This is a genomic window from Microcoleus vaginatus FACHB-2002 (assembly GCF_040004035.1).
GTDB lineage: Bacteria > Cyanobacteriota > Cyanobacteriia > Cyanobacteriales > Microcoleaceae > Microcoleus > Microcoleus vaginatus_C.
Map to the genome: position 1 here is coordinate 1 of NZ_JAMPLN010000015.1, position 15,333 is coordinate 15,333.

12 protein-coding genes are annotated in these 15,333 nt (G+C 47.7%); 5 read left to right on the forward strand and 7 right to left on the reverse strand.

Annotated elements, in window-relative coordinates:
* Positions 1-701 precede the first annotated feature (701 nt).
* The 3 genes from NDI35_RS14605 to infC all read right to left on the reverse strand — a co-directional run bounded on the left by NDI35_RS14605 (position 702) and on the right by infC (position 5,038).
* Positions 702-1,178 (reverse strand): Crp/Fnr family transcriptional regulator, encoded by a 477-nt coding sequence (locus NDI35_RS14605; protein ID WP_015176146.1) that lies wholly within the window; start codon positions 1,176-1,178, stop codon positions 702-704.
* 171 nt (positions 1,179-1,349) lie between these two features.
* On the reverse strand, positions 1,350-4,394 hold the full coding sequence (locus NDI35_RS14610) for a HEAT repeat domain-containing protein (protein WP_445313372.1): 3,045 nt from the start codon (positions 4,392-4,394) through the stop codon (positions 1,350-1,352).
* A gap of 107 nt (positions 4,395-4,501) precedes the next feature.
* Positions 4,502-5,038, reverse strand: a complete 537-nt coding sequence (infC, locus tag NDI35_RS14615; RefSeq protein ID WP_006635262.1) for a translation initiation factor IF-3 — start codon at positions 5,036-5,038, stop codon at positions 4,502-4,504.
* Between the two features lie 417 nt (positions 5,039-5,455).
* On the opposite strand from infC, the gene NDI35_RS14620 reads away from it, so the two are divergent.
* A complete protein-coding gene (locus NDI35_RS14620; RefSeq protein WP_445313373.1) occupies positions 5,456-6,478 on the forward strand; it encodes an alpha/beta fold hydrolase in 1,023 nt (340 codons plus the stop codon).
* 479 nt (positions 6,479-6,957) lie between these two features.
* Positions 6,958-7,293 (forward strand): hypothetical protein, encoded by a 336-nt coding sequence (locus NDI35_RS14625; protein ID WP_445313374.1) that lies wholly within the window; start codon positions 6,958-6,960, stop codon positions 7,291-7,293.
* 488 nt (positions 7,294-7,781) lie between these two features.
* Here the strand turns inward: NDI35_RS14625 and NDI35_RS14630 are convergent, their stop codons facing one another.
* On the reverse strand, positions 7,782-7,913 hold the full coding sequence (locus NDI35_RS14630; protein WP_278187159.1) for a hypothetical protein: 132 nt from the start codon (positions 7,911-7,913) through the stop codon (positions 7,782-7,784).
* On the opposite strand from NDI35_RS14630, the gene NDI35_RS14635 reads away from it, so the two are divergent.
* The 3 genes from NDI35_RS14635 to NDI35_RS14645 all read left to right on the forward strand — a co-directional run bounded on the left by NDI35_RS14635 (position 7,902) and on the right by NDI35_RS14645 (position 11,425).
* On the forward strand, positions 7,902-9,695 hold the full coding sequence (locus tag NDI35_RS14635) for an N-acetylmuramoyl-L-alanine amidase (protein ID WP_445313375.1): 1,794 nt from the start codon (positions 7,902-7,904) through the stop codon (positions 9,693-9,695). The genes NDI35_RS14630 and NDI35_RS14635 overlap by 12 nt on opposite strands.
* Positions 9,696-9,832: 137 nt before the next feature.
* The gene (gene murI, locus NDI35_RS14640; protein ID WP_333142909.1) at positions 9,833-10,693 is read left to right on the forward strand and encodes a glutamate racemase; all 861 of its coding nucleotides are present in this window, start codon (positions 9,833-9,835) and stop codon (positions 10,691-10,693) included.
* Between the two features lie 180 nt (positions 10,694-10,873).
* Positions 10,874-11,425: an NYN domain-containing protein gene (locus tag NDI35_RS14645; RefSeq protein ID WP_445313376.1), complete on the forward strand. Its 552-nt coding sequence runs from the start codon at positions 10,874-10,876 to the stop codon at positions 11,423-11,425.
* A 573-nt stretch (positions 11,426-11,998) separates the two neighbouring features.
* Here NDI35_RS14645 and NDI35_RS14650 read toward each other — a convergent pair.
* The 3 genes from NDI35_RS14650 to NDI35_RS14660 all read right to left on the reverse strand — a co-directional run bounded on the left by NDI35_RS14650 (position 11,999) and on the right by NDI35_RS14660 (position 14,977).
* Entirely contained in the window at positions 11,999-13,702 is a 1,704-nt protein-coding gene (locus tag NDI35_RS14650; protein ID WP_445313377.1) for an NAD(P)/FAD-dependent oxidoreductase, read from the reverse strand.
* Between the two features lie 105 nt (positions 13,703-13,807).
* The gene (locus tag NDI35_RS14655; RefSeq protein WP_445313378.1) at positions 13,808-14,149 is read right to left on the reverse strand and encodes a hypothetical protein; all 342 of its coding nucleotides are present in this window, start codon (positions 14,147-14,149) and stop codon (positions 13,808-13,810) included.
* An 84-nt stretch (positions 14,150-14,233) separates the two neighbouring features.
* Complete coding sequence (locus NDI35_RS14660) at positions 14,234-14,977, reverse strand: hypothetical protein (RefSeq protein ID WP_445313379.1); 744 nt, start codon at positions 14,975-14,977, stop codon at positions 14,234-14,236.
* Between the last annotated feature and the right edge of the window lie 356 nt (positions 14,978-15,333).

Genomic DNA, 15,333 nt, shown 5'->3' on the forward strand with positions numbered 1-15,333 from the left:
TGGGTAGAATCCATGATGGGCTTAGTTCGCAATAAGCAGTCATTTTATCAGAGGGGACTAAAAGCTATAAAGCTTATAGGGCAACCGCTTTAGCTTCGTTGTCGCCCCCTGAACTGTAAAACCCGAGGATATAACCTATACGGTTGTCAAGGATCACCTAACCAATTAATTTCCTTGATGATTTTAATAGCTTTGGCCATGACGGAGGCCGGGCTACGAGAAAAAACAACTCAGCTTCAAGGACAGAAAAAATATGTGTATCGTCCTCAAGAGAAAGGTAGAAATAGGAGAAGACATAGCACGTTTTGGATGTGTTTATAGGCGTGAAAATTGGTTAATTGCCCATGACTGCTGTCGTGAGTGGCTAGCATCTATGATGAATTTAGTTCGCATTCGCAACAATTAGCAGTCATTTTACCAGAGGGGGTACAGAGCTATAAAGCTGATAAAGCAACAACTTTAGCCTCGTTGTCGCCCCCGGAAGCGGGTCGGCTTAAGCACTGTCGTTATGGTCAGTCGGCACAGAGAATCCTGGAAGGAAACCACTACGGAAATTCAATTCTATCTGAGCAGTTTAGAAGCTCCGGCTAAACGACACAACCAAGAGATTCGTTCTCATTGGACGGTGGAAAATAGTTTACAGAATATAAATTGTGCAGAATTACCGATCAACTAAAAACACAATTCCCACTTCCCCAATTTCATCGCATTTCAGGAACTCTCACAGTCTCTGTAGGAGGCATAATTGCCTCTTTAGCATTCAACTTTTGATTCAACTCCCGAATCCGGCGCGACAGCAAACGAATAATATTCACAGCAATTCCTGGCGTTTCATCAATCGCATCGTATAGCTGCATTTGAGTCAGCATCAAACACTCGGATTGTTCGAGAGTAGAAATAGAAGCCGATCGAGGTTCTGCATCAAACAGCGACATTTCCCCGAAACAAGCCCCCGCTTTCAACTGTGCCAAATCCCGATCGCCTATATGCACGCGCACCGTTCCCGATACCAAAATATAGAGCGATCGACCTTCTTGTCCTTCCGTAAAAATCCTGTGCTTGGAAGGAAACGAAAGTTCATCCATTACCGATGCTAGACGCACGAGAAAATCATCCCGCAGTTCCTTAAAAATCGGAACCTCCCTCACAAACAATAGGCGTTCGACGCTGGTTAACATAATGAGATGCAATGATTAATTTAAACTTAAACAAAGGAAGAGGAATTGGGCATTGGGCATTGGGCATTGGGCATTGGGCATTGGGTATTGGGCATTGGGCATTGGGCATAGTTTCTTTTTGTTCCCTCTTCCCTCTTCCTTCTTCCCTCTTCCTTCTTCCTTCTTCCTTCTTTACCTTTTTCCCCCAGTACCCAACTCTGCCATCATCTCTTCAACTTGAGCGGATACCAAATTATCGGGGTCATTTTGCAGCCTGGGCAACAATTCGACCAAAGCCCGTGGCGAGGCTATTTTCAAATAGGCTAACACTGCTTCGCGGACAAAACCCGTCGGGTGCTGCAGACAGACGAGAGTTTGTTGAGCCGTAAGACTCCAGCGCGCTTCTCTCGCCAAGTGAAAGCAGCAGGCCAAGGCCCAATCCGAAAGGAAGTGGCGCAATTCTAGCAAGCGGCGCAAACGATCGCTAGGGGCTAGAGGTTTGTAAACCATCAATTCCGAGAGGTTGCTCAATTTTTCTCTTTCCGAGTGTTGATCTAACAAATTGATGAGCGATCGCTTCCTAGCTATATCCACAGTATTATCGAGAATTTCCAATCCCCTAGCAACCAAAGAAGGTTGGCCAGAAGCGATGTTGAAAGCAGCGGCTTGTACCGTGTCCAGCGGATAAAGAAACTTCATCAGCAAAAAACACCGCTCCCTAGCATCAGCTTCCAACCCCGCCAGAGCCCGCTGCAACAATTGAGCCGTATCGTTCCCCGGTTCCCGGGCGCTGTGGGCATCTCGCTCTGAGAAATTGCCGTAGCTTGTTACCCCAGACAAATCTACCAGACCTGCATAAATTTGACCGATAAACATCAACTCCTGTTCGATAAGAGTTTCCAAGCCGCTACGGCCGATGCGGTCTAGAACCCCTTCTATCCCCGCTTCCGAAGGCATTTTTAACAGAATGCGGAGGATATTGCGCCTCGTCGTTCCCCAAGCCGTCATCAAATTGCTCACCAAAATGTCGATCGCCTCCGCAGTCCCAATTTGACCCAGAGCCGTCCAAGCTTGCAACCTGACCAAATCCGACTTGTGGATATCCTCAGCCAAATACACGAGCAAAGGAATGGCGTCGTTGTGAAGTTTGACTATAGCTTGCAAAGCCGCTTCCCTAGTCGATTTGTAACCAAGTCCGCGCAGCAGCGAAGGATAATATTCTTCCGAATGAGTAGATGAAATCACGTCTAGCAGCGCGCAGCGCACTCGCAGAGATTCATCTTGCAACAGATTGGGGATATGCAGCCGCAGTCCTTGCAAATAATCAGCTTCTCCCAGAGCCCGAGTCCCCATAACACGTTCCCGCTCTTGCTTGTGTGTCAGCATTTGCCGCAGCGTATTAGTAGCCTCTGCCTTTTGCTGGCGATCGCCCCTTCTCATAATTAAAGCAGCCGCCGTACCCCGCACCACCGGATCGACCGTCGGCTGCAAGTAAGGCCGCAAGCTCTCAATATTCGGTTCAGCTTCCGTCAGCCAGATGTAGCGCAAAGCCAAGGCCAGAACCTCCGGTGGCAATGATTGCTGCGAAAGTGTGCGGACAGATTCTAAATATGCGGGGTTCGGGTGTTGCAGCATCGTTTCCAAGCTCTGGCGCTGCAAACCAGGGGACAGCGTATCGAGGAGGGGAGCCAGAACTTCTCCGACATTTTTGGGGTCTATTTGCGTCAAGAGTTCTATGCAAGAGCGCTTTTCATCTTCCCCCCCCGGCTTTTGTAGAGTTTCCACCACTGCGCGCTTGAGCGCTTTGAGGTCAACGTCTGTGACGCCCAAGCGCCCCCGCTCCGCACTTTTGACCAACAAGCCCACGTATTGAGAGCGGATCAGCCATACGACAAACACCCACAACAGTGCCAATATTACGATCGCGCCAATAAATATCAAGCTTTGCTGGTCGTGAAATACACTTTCGTCTTCCTGGGGGAGTATCTTGCCTGTCACCCACAGCATAATCAGGATGCCTACTCCTGTAGCTCCGCAGGACAAAGGTTCGCCCACACCGTTGACCAAAGTTTGAATTCCCGATCGAATATTGTCGGGAATCGGTTGAAATAACACCGGGCTAACGGTTTCCAAAAGCGTGTAGTGAAGCAGTTCGTCTAAAAATCTCAGCAATATCAGCCCGATAAACACAGATACTAGCTGGCCCAGAGATGCTCCTATGGTCAGCACCCCGAGTATAGCGATGCCCGCCGGCAAAATCATCGCCGTCACAAATACACCGATTCTTTCCACCAACCTGCTCGAAGCGAACCACTGAGTCGCCACTTGAAACAGACCTTGTATGCCTTCATAAATGCCCAGGAAGCTAGCGATCCAGCTAGCTCCGTCCCCAGGGTTTTGGTATTCTAACTGGCTGTAGAATTGGAAATCTACCAGCACGTAGACGACTTCTGCGAGGATAAAGAAACTGACTAGAGGTACGGCGTATTTTTGGAGCGGGCCTGTAACTTTGCGGGCGGTAAATTCTTCTTGGTCGTCGTCTTCGTCGTCATCGGTCCAGTGAGCCGTTTCCGGGAATGCTTGGCTGTATTTTTCCGTGAGGTAGTAGAGCAACACCGAGCCTGTCGCCACCATCAACCCCGATATGAGGGTAACGTTTTTGAGTCCGACTACGTACAGCAAAACAGGCAGAGAAAATCCGCTGACTACTCCAGCTACTAAATAGCCGCTACTGACTAGCGGATAGGTGCGCTTGATTTCTCTAATATTAAACAGTTGATTGGAAGTGATAGAAGTATTAAGGTCGTTGAGGACATAGCAAGCTTCTACCCACAGCCACATCAAAAAAATAGTAATAAAAGCGATGCTGACGCCAGCTATCTTAATATTTTCGTAGCCGATGCCGAATCGAAACAAAAATAGCGGTATCGACATCATTGCCAGAACAACCACTACGGTGCGCCTTAGCGGCAGGATTTTTTGCAGCCACGAGTAGACAAATCCCAAGCCAGAACCGATAAACGCGCTGGCTATGTAAATCCAGGGCATTTTGTCTGCACCAAATTCATCTAGAAAAAGACCTACTGTGCTGAGTTCCAGCCAGATCAGCCCGACGGAGGTTAGAGTGTAGACTAGGAACATCAGTACGGTTCGCTCTACTTCTTCCGATCGCAGGTTGAGCGATCGTAGCACTCCTTGTCTTACTCCCGCCGAACCGCTGATTTGAAAATTTTCCATGCAGCGTTGATTTCCCTGTGTGGTAGCTTATTCCTGACTAACTTCGGAAGTCATCAGCTATCAGTCACCAGTTTATGACTGATGACTGCTTACTAATGACTATCTATTTATACTTTCTTCGGCGATAGCAGCATCATCATACTGCGTCCTTCTTTTTTGGGGGCTTGCTGCACTTCTGCGATTTCCTGCAAATCTGTGGCCATGCGCTTAAGCAAGTCCTCTGCTAGGTTGCTGTGTTGGATTTCCCGACCTCTGAACATGATCGTGGCTTTTACTTTGTCCCCAGATTTGATAAAGCGGTCTGCTAGTTTGAGGCGCACTTGGTAGTCGTGTTCTTCAATTTTGTAGCGCATCTTCACTTCTTTAACATCCGCAGTGTGCTGCTTCCGCTTTGCTTCTCGCGCTTTCTTTTCCTGCTCGAATTTGTACTTCCCATAGTCCATTACCCGGCATACGGGCGGGTCAGCTTTGTCGCTGACAAGTACGAGATCGAGTTCTTTTTCTTCTGCCAGGCGCAGCGCTTCTGCAGGCGTCAATATCCCTAGTTGCGCGCCGTCGGTATCGATTACCCGGATTTTGGGGTATCGAATATTTTCGTTGATCTGGGGTAGGTTGCGATTTTGTCTTCTTTCAATCACAGGCATGAATGGTTTTACAAGCAGTAGTTTAATAGCGAAGCTTCTTGATAGTTACAGGTTTGAGCGGTCAATATTTCACGATTGACGATCGAACTGTTTTATAAGGTGTTACCCTTACCGGACGTACTACCGCGCCCTGTCTCCCCTCCGCTAAAGCCTTGGGGAATATTTGGACGATCGTAAATGAATTCTTACAATACTTGCTATTCTACTCAGTCTGGCTGAGTTTCTGCCTAGTTTTATTTTAACTTCACACACGATCGCCCGCCCGAAGGTCAAAGTGATGACAAAACCGTCAAAAATTCAGGGTAAAAGCTTAAGGATGAGGTAAAACGGCTTTTCTCAGCCCATCTCCCCCGGTCTGGCAAGTCCCCCAAGTCGTCTGATTTGCCTTGTAGAATAGGTATAAGCAAGTGTAAATTTATGTTGCGAGCTGAGGCAAAATTGACAAATTCTCTGCTGTGGCACCAACGGGTGGGAACTCAACGAGACTGGATGTGGCGGGGTTGGCAAACTCGCTACACTTATTTGCGGCCCGATGGGGTACGAAATCAAGGCGGGCTGGAATTTCAAGATTCTGCGGCCGAACCAAAGGCCCCGCGCGCATCGGGAACGCCGATTATTTTACTCCACGGGTTTGGAGCTTCGATCGGTCACTGGCGACAAAATCTCGCCCAACTCGCCGAAAACCAAACCGTTTACGCCTTGGATTTGTTAGGGTTTGGCGCTTCCCAAAAAGCTCCGATCGACTACTCTGTGTCTTTGTGGGTCGATCAAGTTTATGATTTTTGGGTGAATTTTATCAGAGAGCCGGTAGTCTTGGCAGGAAACTCGATCGGCTCCCTGATTTGTCTGGCCGTGGCCGCGGCTCACCCGGATATGGTGGCCGGCACGGTGATGATTAGCCTCCCAGACCCCTCTGTGCGAGCCGAGGCGGTGCCCCGATGGCTGCTACCGGCGATCGAAGCTGTTGAAAGTTTGTTTGTTTCTCCGATCGTACTCAGGCCTCTGTTTTATTTAGCCCGCAAGCCTTCCTTTGTCCGCCGCTGGGTTGGCTTTGCCTACTCCAACCCCGAAGCTGTTACCGACGAATTAGTGGAAATTCTAGCAGGGCCAGCGGCCGATCGGGGAGCAGCCCGCGCCTTCTGCGCCTTATTTAAAGCTGTAGGCAGTTCAAAATTTTGCCCCAGTGTCAAGATTGTGATGCGAAATTTAACGATCCCCATGCTGTTAATTTGGGGCAAACAAGACCGGATGATTCCCCCTCGGTTCGCCCGACCCCACCAATTTGTCGAATGCAATCCCAAATATGTAGAGCTAGTAGAATTAGACAATGCGGGTCACTGTCCCCAGGATGAATGCCCGGAACAAGTAAATCAAGCAATTTTGAACTGGATGAGCCGGAATTTTGTACCTATGGGCGAAAGCAAATTGCAGCACTGTTGATTAGACATGGGGCCCTGGATTACTAAGGTAAAAAAATAACTTCCAGGTATCGATCCCGCTCCAAAATAAATTTGCTAGAACTCGATCCCCCTGGTGGTATGGTATAGCAGATGTTGAAGGCGATAGCGACGAAGCGGATCTGGTAAAAAGAAGTCCTGCAAGAAGGCGCAATCAACCGCTTAAATTTCAAAAATTAAGAACGTTCTTACCGTCAGGGCGGTTGCTATATTACAAAACTTCCCTATCTTGAGAGTCAGTCGATTTGAGGTTCAAGATTGACTCTCCAGCCGCTATCTAGAGGCTTGAGCTAACCTAAACCACTTGTTTGCTGTGAACGACTCCTGCTCGAAAGTAAGTCTCCGTCTTTCTGTGATGTCATGTATCTACTGTTATTGATGGCCCCTTTTTTTAGAAGCTCAGAGATTGACACAATCACCAAGATAGTGTATCTTCTCTAACTGGTAGTACACATCCAAGTTATGCAGTTAGTCGAAAGGCAAGTCATTAAACCAAATCACAGGTTTTACCCAGAAGCCGATCGATTGTCCTTGCTGTCCAACAAACTTTACAACTGCGATAACTATATCTACGGTCAAAACTTTTTCTCAGGTCAACCAACCAATGCTCTGGGTGTCGATCGTTCACTCCAAAAGAGTCTAAAGGACAAAGCATTTCCCGCCCAAGAAACACACAAAACTCTCCCGTTACTGCTGAAAACATGGACTAGCTATCATAGTGTCAAATTGTGTCAAATTGGCGGGCGCGATCCCGATCGCCCCACTAAGTTTCAAGCAGCAACGAAAATCCCTGATTAAAAAATTCAGAAAAAAAGATAGCAGGGGCGATATGTAGTTGTATTTAACTGTCAATGTGTTAGCAAAAAAGCTTTTCCCAAAGAATATGTCAGTTTGTCTGGGAGTAACATTTGGCCACCTGGAAAAGTTACCTAAATCTTGAAAATCCGGATTGTTCGCGAGGTAAGTTGTTAAGTTATTGAGGTAGTTTAGGAAAAGTTAGAACAAAACGCAAGTGTAAAGCGGATTATAACCCTTGCCGTAACGAGCTTCGCCAACATTCAAGAGCTATGAAACCCCTCCCTGGAAGAACGGTAAAATTGCTACCTTCTAACTTGTACCTTCTAGCTTCAAGAAACACCTTGTTTCTTGCTCCTAAAAATCAATACCTTCCCTTGTGCCAACAATCTTTCAGTCTGCTTATAACCGATCGCCCCCAAGTATAGGGGAAAGTTCAAAAATGCCGGTATCTGGCATTTTGGAGCCTCTTAACGCATAAAAAAGTCAATTTAGCCAACAACTGACGGCCCCCGTGCCCCCGGTCTGCTGGCGGCTAACTGCTGAAAGCCGATCGGGCAAGCAGCGCCCTTCCAGCTTTTGGCAGTAACGCAAACGAGGAAAAAACTGTCGTGAAATTCCACTGGCTACTACCGAGTTTCTTAAGTGTATTTTTGCTCGCCGGAGCCGCCGAAGCAGCTAGACTGCAATCTTGGCGGTTTGATGCTTCAGAGAACCGGCTTTACATTACAACAGACGGGGGAGTACAACCCAAGGCTCAACTGATTTTCAACCCGATGCGGTTGGTAATCGACTTACCGGGGACGAGTCTGGGTCGTCCCTCGGTCAGCAAACCCCTCTCAGGGGCGATCGAATCGGTGCGGGTAGGGCAGTTTGACAACGATACGACCAGAATTGTGGTCGAGATCAGAGACGGGTTTACTATAGACCCTCAGCAAGTAAAATTCCGGGGGATTTCTCCGAGCGAGTGGACAGTGGATTTGCCAACGCCGGTGCGGGGAGAAACTCAAAATCCGATTTCAGATCCGGGGGGAGAAAGGTTATCGGTTGAATCTTCAGCACCCCAAGCCCAGTCGGCAGAGGCGACTGTAGTTCAGAACGTTCAGGCGACGGCGGACGGTTTTTTAGTCCGCACAGTGGGCGGTCGCCCCCAAATTAATTTTCAACAAAGTCGGGCTGGGGACATCGCCACCCTCGATATTGAAGGAGCTAGTGTAGCTCCTGGCCTAAGCAGCCAACAGCCTCAAACCAACGGTCAGCACGGGGTTGACAAGATTGAAGTCCGGCAACTACCAACAGACCCGCCCGTTACCCGCGTGACTTTGCGGATGAAGAATTCTAATACTCAGTGGCGGGCTTCTGTGAGCAATTTGGGCGGGGTTGTGCTATTGCCTGGAGGTGCAGTACGACAGCCCTCGGTTTCCCGTCGCGTGACTGTAGATCCTCCGGCTAGACAAGCTCAAGGAAATTTAGCGAGAGTTCAGTCAATTGATTTAGCCAGTAACGGCACGCAACTGGTGGTGAGAACTGACCGCCAAGTCTCCTATACCAGCGGCTGGGACCAGGGGTCGAGAGCTTACTGGATCAGGATCGCCTCTGGTGTCCTAACGGGGGAAATTCCTCAGCTCGATGCCAACAGTCCTGTATCGTTTACAGCCAGCCAAGAAGACTCGGAGACTGTGGTGATTTGGGTGCAGCCGCGATCAGGGGTAGAGGTAGGCAGGGTGACGAGGCCGAGTCCGCAGTTGCTTTCTTTGCAGTTGCGATCGAATGCTAGCGCGCAGCAACCTTTGACTCGCACTCCCAATTTGTCGCCTTTGCCGAGAAGGACTTTCGGAAACGACGATTTGCCCCAAGCTTCTAACCGCCGGGCCGTAGTAGCGATCGATCCTGGTCACGGCGGCCGCGATCCGGGGGCAGTCGGGATTCAGGGCATTCAGGAGAAGGAAATTGTTTTGGATATCTCGTTTCAGGTGGCGAGGCTGCTGGAACAGCAGGGCGTGCAGGTGGTGATGACTCGGACTGACGACAGCGAAATCGACCTGGAACCGAGAGTTTCTTTGGCGGAACGGGTGAATGCTACTTTGTTTGTAAGCATTCACGCTAATGCGATTAATATGAGTCGGCCGGATATTAGCGGGATTGAGACTTATTATTTCAATAACGGTCAAGATTTGGCGAGGGTGATTCACGCCAGTATTTTGGAGGGGACGGGGGCGACTGACCGCCGGGTGCGACAGGCGAGATTTTATGTTTTGAGAAAGACTTCTATGCCTTCTGTTTTGCTGGAGGTGGGTTTTGTCACGGGTGCTGAAGATGCTGCTAGGCTTTCTGACCCAGCTTACCGCAGTCAAATGGCGGCTTCGATCGCTCGCGGCATTTTGCTTTATCTTCAACAAAGATAATATATTGCCGGAGGGATTGGTAATTCGGCATTGGTAATTGGTAATTGGTAATTGGTAATTTTTCCTGATGACTGATGACTGAGGGCTGATGGCTGGTGCCTGCTGACTATTGACAACCGACTATTGACAATTAACAAATGACAACAGACTCTGGACAACAAAGAATCGGTATTTTTGACAGCGGCGTGGGCGGTTTGACTGTTTTGACCCAGTTGTACCGACAATTGCCCAACGAATCGATACTTTATTTTGGAGATACGGCGCGGCTGCCTTACGGCACTCGCACGCCGTCAGAAATTGTGGAGTTTGTCCGCGAAATTATGGCCTGGTTGGTGGAACAGGATGTGAAAATGGTCATTATGGCCTGCAACACCAGTTCTGCTTTGGCGATGGAGATGGTGCAGGCTGAATTTGATATCCCGGTGCTGGGAGTAATTCTGCCGGGGGCGCAGGCTGCGGTGCAGCAAGGCAAGCGGATCGGGGTCATCGCAACTCCTGCTACGGCTGCTAGCAATGCTTATCGAAATGCGATTTTGGAGATGGACGATTCTTGCCTGGTGTGGCAGGTTAGCTGTCCGGCTTTTGTGCCGCTGGTGGAGCAAAACCGGATTCACGACCCTTATACTTGTGAGGTGGCTCGGGAATATTTGGCTCCTTTGATTCAGCAGCGCATCGATACGCTGATTTACGGCTGCACTCATTATCCGCTGTTGGCTCCTGTGCTTCGCTCGCTTTTGCCTGCTGGGGTGACATTGATCGATCCTGCGGTACGGGTGGTGGCTGCTGCAGCCAGAGAATTGGAGCTTTTGGGGCTGCGGAATCCTGGTACTGCGCTACCGACTCGTTTTTGCGTGAGCGGGCCCCCGCAGCAGTTTGCGGAGTTGTCGGTGCAGTGGCTCGGTTGTACTCCTGCTGTTGAGAAAATATCCCTGCCGACAGTTGTACGTAGCGAAGCGGGGCGTAAGCCATCGCCCGTATCGTTGGAATCTGCCGAATAAGCCGGAAAATTTATCCGTTAATCTAACCCCCCAAAACTCAGGTAAATCTGGGTCTGGGGGGTTTAATTATTGCGATGTAACCTAGCAATTACACATCAATAGGTAATATTATTGAACAAAAGCTTTGATGAACAATGCAAATAATGTCCTATACGTGCTGGAGCTCTTCAGCCTTGAACCATGTCACCCTATGTATCACAAGCAGTTTTACTTGTAGACGGCTATAACATAATTGGACTTTGGCCTCGACTTCGAGAGAAGCGCGATCGCGACGAACTCGAAACAGCTCGCCGCGAGTTGATTGAGGTTTTAGTTAACTACAGCGCCGTTCAAGATTTTGAGGCCAGGCTGGTGTTTGACGCGCACTATCGAGATACTCCCGGCGTTAAAGAAATTATTACTAAAAATTTATCGGTGCACTACACTGACTTCGGTCAGACAGCAGATACTTATATTGAAAAATCTTGTGCTAGTTTGCGCTACGAGTTGCGGGTCAAAGGCAAAGGCCGCATGATTGTCGCCACCTCAGACCGAGCGCAGCAATTGACCGTAGTTGGCTACGGTGCCGAATGGATGTCCGCCGAACAACTAGCGGCTGACGTAGAATCCACTGCCCGCCGCAGCGAGCGCCAGCACAAATCCCGCAAACACAACTCCAGTCGCTTTCTCGCCAATTCCCTCGATCCCGAATCCCAGCAGCGCCTCGCCAAGTTGAGAATGGGGCTGCATTAGCTGCTGAAACCCTCTTGCTGTATGACAAAAAAAAAGTTTGTCAAAGGCCTTGCCAAATCGAGTAAGTTCAGCTATTGTTAGTAAATGTGGGTAACAAAAACCCCCAATCCTCGGTAGCTCAGTGGCAGAGCGGTCGGCTGTAATGAATCCAAGCCTTTGGAATTAACCAAAAGCCCTAGTGACATAGCAGCTCTATCCGGTAACGGATACTGAAAAATCGGGTGAATTCAAGGAAACCGCAGCACTTCGGGTGGCGGCAATCTTGAGCCAAGTCTGGCGAAAGGCAGCGGTTACGATCGCAAGTAGCCGGAAAGGTGCAGAGACTAGAGATGAGGAGCCTAACCAATAAATCTCATAGCGCCTGACATCCGACGACAGATCACAAACATGATTTGTAGGGATGATGAAATAGTCCGCCCCCTTCGGAAACGTTGGGATAAGTGTAACCGATTGGTCGTAGGTTCAAATCCTACCCGGGGAGTTAGTAAAAGTCTGAAGCTGGAAAATTCCAGCTTCAGACTTTTTGTTTTTTAAGATTTGAGATTGTTTGGAGTCAACCTTTCTGGTAGCGCCTTAATTCACATCGCTGTGAGTGTGAATTAACTCACCTTCCATAGGTATGGAAATATTCAACTTAGACAACTCCGGGTTTAATACCGCCTTGACAATACCAGAACTCACCATCACCTCCAAACAACCAAGGGCTTGATGAAGAGCTACTCGAGCGTGTTGCACAGAAAAACGCTCTCCAAACACCAGTACCAACTGCCGATAAATTTGTTCAATGTACTGAGTGCGGCTCAAAATGTCAATCAGCAAACCGTATAAACCTGTAATAGGCAAGCGCTGACCGTTCTTCACATAACACTTGATCTTGCTAATTTTACCAGCATCATAAACAGCTACAAACTCAACTTCCGCATCCAATAAATCTAACTGAAATACATTGTAGGCCGAAAGTAGCCAGGGAACCTCCTGCTGTGAGAAGCGTTGCATCACCTGTTTCATAGAACCCAAATCAAATCCAGCAATCACAGCTTGACCCAAAATATCATTCGTGAATCCGCCTTGAGCCAACCACTGAAAAGCTTTTTCCGGGCTTAAATTCAACCCAGAATCCCGCGCGATTTCCCTAGAATGCTCTTGTAAATCAGTGAATTGACCGTTAGCAGCGTACCAGTAATCGGCGAAGCGAATATGCTGTTGCACTCGGCGTCGTTGATTCCCATCGTATTGAGTTTTCAGCCAGTTAGCCTCGTGCTTCTGCTGCTCTAGTTCCAAAATTGTGTAAGCCACTTCACGGGCACCAGTGTGAGCTAAAGTCATGCCAGCAGCTAAAATTGGATCAGCAAAACCTGCCGCTTCTCCCACCAAAAACCAGTTTTCTCCTACTGTTCTATCAGCCAAAAATGACCAATCTTTTGTAGTTTCAATCTTTCCGGTACTGGTAGCATTAGCGATTAACTTGCTGATGCGGGGTTCGCTGTTGAGTGCTTGAGAGTATATATCCTCTGGCCGCTGTTTCATCTGCTTGTAATGTTCCGCAGGGCAAATAAAGCCGATACTGGTGCGAGTGGGGCCCAAGGGAATAAACCAAATCCAGCCGTGACTCAAACTCATTACCTGTACGCGGGTGCCACCAACGCCAATTTCATCTGCCCATTCAGCGTTTGTCCAGTAATCCCAGATAGCGATATTTTGCAACCGCGTCGGGCAGTGTGTTTCAATGCCTAACACTCGCCGCAACACGCCGATGTGGCCGGAGGCGTCGATGTAGTAGCGGGCAGTTATTTGTTCTTGCCGCAGGTGCAGGGCGGTAATGCGATCGCCCTCTGTATCTACTTTAACAACGGGCGTTTCTTCTCTTACTAAGCATCCCACTTCTTCCGCGTGACGCAGCAAAATTTCATCATATTTTGCTCGATCGACTTGGAAAGCAGTTTGCCGTCTCTGCCCCTCAAATTTAGCAGGACGCTGCTCATCTTTAAACTGTTCAGGCTTGATAAAATTAAAATCCCAAGGATGCGGATCTGTTCCCCAGCGATAGGTAGCACCGATTTTAATTGGAAAGTCGGCTGCTTCTACTTTGTCCCAACATCCCATTTCTTGAAGCACATCACTAATTTGAGGTAATTGACTTTCCCCAACATGATCGCGAGGAAATTTTTCTTTTTCTAGGATTAGAACACTCAGATTGGGATTATATTTCTTGATCAGAGTGCCAGCAGTGGTTCCAGCGGGGCCGCCGCCGACAATAACAACGTCGTAATGGCTCATATCAAATAGAGATAGTAGATGCTACTTTTGGACATTGAAGAGACAAATGTATGACTGTTCAGCCTCGTCGGAACCAGCGAGGCTGAAATTTGTTTGCAAGAGGTTTTATCCGACTGCTAGTTTTTCCTCTTCCGGTATGTGAGAAGTGTGGGAAATATCCAAATTCTCAGTCCAAGTATGAGCAATATCCAAATTCTCAGTCCAAGTATGAGCAATATCCAAATTCTCAGTCCAAGTATGAGCAATATCCAAATTCTCAGTCCAAGTATGAGCAATATCCAAATTCTCAGTCCAAGTATGAGCAATATCCAAATTCTCAGTCCAAGTATGAGCAATATCCAAATTCTCAGTCCAAGTATGAGCAATATCCAAATTCTCAGTCCAAGTATGAATAAGAGTCGGTTCTAGCTCATTGATTGGATTTGAATTGCTATTCAATTCTGACATGATTTCTCTCCTTCTAAGTAATAAATTTGATCTAATTCTAAGATGGATATGGTTCTAAAACTTGAAAACTTTACATCTCGTAAGCTACGCAGCTTTTAAAGGTTGCAAAATATCGCGGGGTTTGGCAAAAGGTTGCTCAAAGCTATGGGTTTTTGCATAAACCAGAAGCTCATCCGTCAGTTCCGTGAAAACTTCAAACAAGTTATCAACTATCTTAACAGCCTCTTGACGGGTTTCCTCTGACAGTTGTATGTTTTTAATCAATTGATCTACTTCCGGCGTTCCTGTAGTATGACCTGTTTCCACTGCTAAATGAAAACAGCCAAAATAAAGAAACTCCTTTTGAGTAATTGTTCGTAATTCTTGAGCAATAGGTGCCGCCGTTGAGAAGAACACATTACCAGTTGCTTCTATCACTTCCAGAATGGCTAGCTTAGTAATAGGACTAGCCCCAAAAGCGGCTCGAAAAATTTGATGTGATACCCAACGCGCTCCCTTTGTTTCTTCATTCCACAGAAAATTCAAAGCATCGCTAAACTTCACAGATATGTCAATACCCAGTGTTTCCAAATCTTGCAAAAACCACAACCAGTGATGATCGTCCTCATAAGTATGATTGTTGACTATTGCCTGAAGTGGATCGTTGGTTGGTTCTTCTCGGAACACATACTTGTTAAATTCACCAAAACTCATCACGAAAGGAGAAACACAGGGAGCAAAAGCGAGGCGTTGTCTGGGGTCTATACTTGTGTCTCGCATAAACTCAAATAGCCCAGATTTAGCAAATTCTTGCTTCTTGTTTTCAATCAATGCTAGGACTTCTTCCATTGCGATGCACCTAATGATGAAAAGATGCTAGCAAGTTCATCACTCTGCATTTGTGATCTAAATCATGCTGGTTTATGATGCACGTCATATTAGATTGTATTATCGATCGCCTAAACCAGCGTTTTCCAGCCCCGGGTGTCCCATTTTTTCTTGGTGACAAGGCTCAAATATTTAGCTAAATTTTGAAGTTATAAGGATTTGTCTGTCATGTGTGCGATCGACATCACAGAATTTGTTACAATATTGTAATCAACTCAGTGATGTGTCCGACCGTACATGATTAAGTCAAAGTTCCAACCAGATGTTCTGCTGTCCGCCCCTCCATGCCATTTCAAAGTTTAGGCATCTCCCTATCT

What these genes read in the sequence shown, in the direction of transcription:
- NDI35_RS14605 (WP_015176146.1), bottom strand. Translation starts at nt 1,178, where the DNA reads ATGTTAACCAGCGTCGAACGCCTATTGTTTGTGAGGGAGGTTCCGATT.
- NDI35_RS14610 (WP_445313372.1), bottom strand. Translation starts at nt 4,394, where the DNA reads ATGGAAAATTTTCAAATCAGCGGTTCGGCGGGAGTAAGACAAGGAGTG.
- infC (WP_006635262.1), bottom strand. Translation starts at nt 5,038, where the DNA reads ATGCCTGTGATTGAAAGAAGACAAAATCGCAACCTACCCCAGATCAAC.
- NDI35_RS14620 (WP_445313373.1), top strand. Translation starts at nt 5,456, where the DNA reads ATGTTGCGAGCTGAGGCAAAATTGACAAATTCTCTGCTGTGGCACCAA.
- NDI35_RS14625 (WP_445313374.1), top strand. Translation starts at nt 6,958, where the DNA reads ATGCAGTTAGTCGAAAGGCAAGTCATTAAACCAAATCACAGGTTTTAC.
- murI (WP_333142909.1), top strand. Translation starts at nt 9,833, where the DNA reads ATGACAACAGACTCTGGACAACAAAGAATCGGTATTTTTGACAGCGGC.
- NDI35_RS14645 (WP_445313376.1), top strand. Translation starts at nt 10,874, where the DNA reads ATGTCACCCTATGTATCACAAGCAGTTTTACTTGTAGACGGCTATAAC.
- NDI35_RS14650 (WP_445313377.1), bottom strand. Translation starts at nt 13,702, where the DNA reads ATGAGCCATTACGACGTTGTTATTGTCGGCGGCGGCCCCGCTGGAACC.
- NDI35_RS14655 (WP_445313378.1), bottom strand. Translation starts at nt 14,149, where the DNA reads ATGTCAGAATTGAATAGCAATTCAAATCCAATCAATGAGCTAGAACCG.
- NDI35_RS14660 (WP_445313379.1), bottom strand. Translation starts at nt 14,977, where the DNA reads ATGGAAGAAGTCCTAGCATTGATTGAAAACAAGAAGCAAGAATTTGCT.